This is a genomic window from Candidatus Magnetaquicoccus inordinatus, from assembly GCF_004217665.1.
Lineage (GTDB): Bacteria > Pseudomonadota > Magnetococcia > Magnetococcales > Magnetaquicoccaceae > Magnetaquicoccus > Magnetaquicoccus inordinatus.
In genome coordinates this window covers 1-2,901 of the sequence record NZ_RXIU01000316.1, presented here as the reverse complement: position 1 = coordinate 2,901, position 2,901 = coordinate 1, and the positions used below count along the sequence as shown (strand labels likewise).

Here is a 2,901-nt window from a genome sequence, read left to right as displayed (position 1 = left end):
TATGGTCATGGTATGCGAGTGACGATATTGCCAAACGAACGGAAAAGGTTCGCAATGAAGCGCAGGTCTATGCCATTTTGGCCATGGAGTTGCGCCAAGAGGTCATCCGCACCCAGCAATGGCTGCATGATATCTCTTCGACCCGTGCTTTGGACGGCTTGAACGATGGTTTTCGCCGGGCTGAGGAGAGTGCGAGTCATTTCAAGGAGCGAATCCGCAAATTTGAAGAATATTTTTCCAATAATAACAACACGACCGATTTGCAACGTGTTCGCGATATTAACAACCGTTTTGAACAGTTCTATGTCAGTGGCCGCAAGATGACGGAGGCCTATGTTGCCCAAGGTCCATCCGGTGGCAATCCGATGATGGCCGGTTTTGATCGGGAGGCAGAACGTTTGGAAGCAGCGTTGGAGCCCTTTGTCAGTCAACAGTTGCAACAGGCCGAACAGTTGTTGCAAGAGGTGGGTCGCTCTTCTACAACTGTGGCCAGAGGGACATTGATTTTTGCTGTGTTCGGTTTGTTGGCGTGTGCGGCCATGGTCTGGTTTTTGTCGCGGGTAGAACACAAGGTACGCAAGGTGTTGGCGACAATACAGCAGGTGGTACAGGGTGATTTGACGGTACGCATCAACACAACAGACTCCCGTTCAGAGATTGGTTTGATTGCTCAGAGTATTGATCGCACGATCACCATGATGGAGCGTTTGATGCGCATGATCGGTATGCACGCCGGCAGTGTGACTGCTTCGGCGACCGAACTGTTGCGCATTCGCGAACAGGTGGAGTCGGATGCGGGAACCACCTTCCAGGTGGTAGCCGATGTGACCATGGCCAACAAGGAGTTGGGAGAGGCGGTCAATACGGTTAAAGTCTCGATCGATCAAATGAGTGAGAATGTAGGTTTGATCTCCGATGCCGCAACCAAAGTCTCCAACGATGTGGTGACCATTGCTGCCAGCGTGGAGCAGGCCAGCGCCAATATTACCACCATGGCCTCGGCCGCGGAGGAGATGACTGCCAATATCTCCGGAATCAACAATAATCTCTATCAGGTCGATCATGCGGTCCAGGACATAGCCGGTTCGCTGCACGAAATGAATGATGCCCTGGGTGGGGTCCGTATGCGCTGCCAGGAGGCCAACCATGTCTCTGAACAGGCCAATGAAAAGGCACGGGCAGCCCGCTCGGTGATGGGCAATCTGGGTATGGCAGCCCGTGAAATTGGTCAGGTGGTGGAGTTGATCAATAATATCGCCGAACAGACCAATATCTTGGCCTTGAACGCCAGTATCGAGGCGGCTGGAGCCGGTGAGGCGGGTAAAGGGTTTGCGGTGGTGGCCAATGAGGTGAAAGAGTTGGCACGGCAGACCGCCCAGGCTACCCAGGTGATTGCCGACAAGATTGTGGAGATTCAATCGGTGGTCAACGATGCGGTGGATACCAACCGAGAGATCGGTGAGGCGATTGCCCAGATCAACACCGCCAACCGGGAGATCACCGCTTCGGTGGATGAACAAAACAGCACCGTGCGGGTCATTTCCAACAACATGAATTCGGTGGCGCAAGCGGCAGCGGAAGTGACCAACAATGCACGCGAATTGAATGCGGCTGCTGTTGAGGTGGCGCGTTCGGCAGCCGAGGCTGCGCAAGGAACCTCGGAGGTGGCCAATTCGGCAAGTCGGGTAGCCGATTTGGCGCGACAGATGGCCGGCGAGAGCTATCGGGCCATGACCTTTGCCCAATCGGTGACCCAATCGGCGCAGGTCTCCCAGAGTGTGTCGGCAACCGTGCAGGCCAAGATGGAGCAGGCGTCACATACCACCCATTTGATGCAGGGATCGGCGCGCCATTTCCAACGGCTGGGGCAGGTGATGCAGAATATGAGCAACAGCCTCTATGCCAGTCAGACCGAGGTGGATATTTCGCCTCCGGTATTCGATATTTTGTTGGTCAAGGAGGAGCTGTTGGCTTTGCAGGGACGGATGGAGCAGTTGCTCTCCGGGCGTATATCGGCCAGGGATGCTTTGTTGCCTGCCAAGCAATTGGCTATGGCGGAATGGCTCTCTGGCATGGGTTCCGCCAGCGACCTGCACCGACAAGCTGCCGAGCAATTGCGGCAACTGTTGGATAAGGTGGAAAAGATGCAGGCTGCCATGCGCGAGCAGCGTACCGGGGTCGCAGAAACTATTATGGGGCAGTTTCATGGGCAACGGGAACAATTTTTCCGTTTGATCAACACGTTGTATCAGGGAGATGAGGCGCAGGGCGAGCCCAAGCCGTTCTTCCCCTGGGGTGAGCGCTTGATTACCGATATTCCCTTTGTTGATAAAGAGCATCGCGTGTTGATCGATATGATCAACTCGCTGCAACTGGCCATGAAAGAGGGGCAAGGGGTGGAGGCGATTGGCAAAATTCTCGATGGCCTTCTGGAGTATACGGTCACCCATTTTGAACATGAAGAGAAGGCGATGGCCCGTACCAACTATCCCTCTTTGGCCGAACATCGTGCCAAACATGTCAAACTGGTTGCCACGCTGAAAAAATTGGTGCAGGAGTTCAAAGAGGGACGTTTTTCAGTGGGCATCGATCTGTTGAGTTTGGCAAAAAGCTGGTTGGTCGAACATATTATGGGTACCGATATGACCTATGTGCCCTACATGAAGGAAAAAAATATTCGCTGATGCTGCCAGCCATGTGATCTCTCTGCAGCATGATCCCTTTGCAGGTGTTGCGGCATAGCTGCCATTGCTGCGGCGTGTGTAACTATTCACCACCCAAAACTATTGCGGGTCCAGGGATGGAATCCCTGGGATTTTGTTTTTAATCTTGTAACTATTCACCACCCAAAACTATTGCGGGTCCAGGGAGGGCACCTCCCTGGCCGGGTCCAGGGATGGA

Annotated in this window: 1 protein-coding gene; it reads left to right on the top strand. The window is 53.9% G+C overall.

Annotated features, from left to right (window positions below):
• A partial coding sequence (locus tag EJP87_RS15135) for a bacteriohemerythrin (RefSeq protein ID WP_130472696.1) occupies window positions 1-2,684 on the top strand: 2,684 nt, incomplete at its 5' end.
• Window positions 2,685-2,901 lie beyond the last annotated feature (217 nt).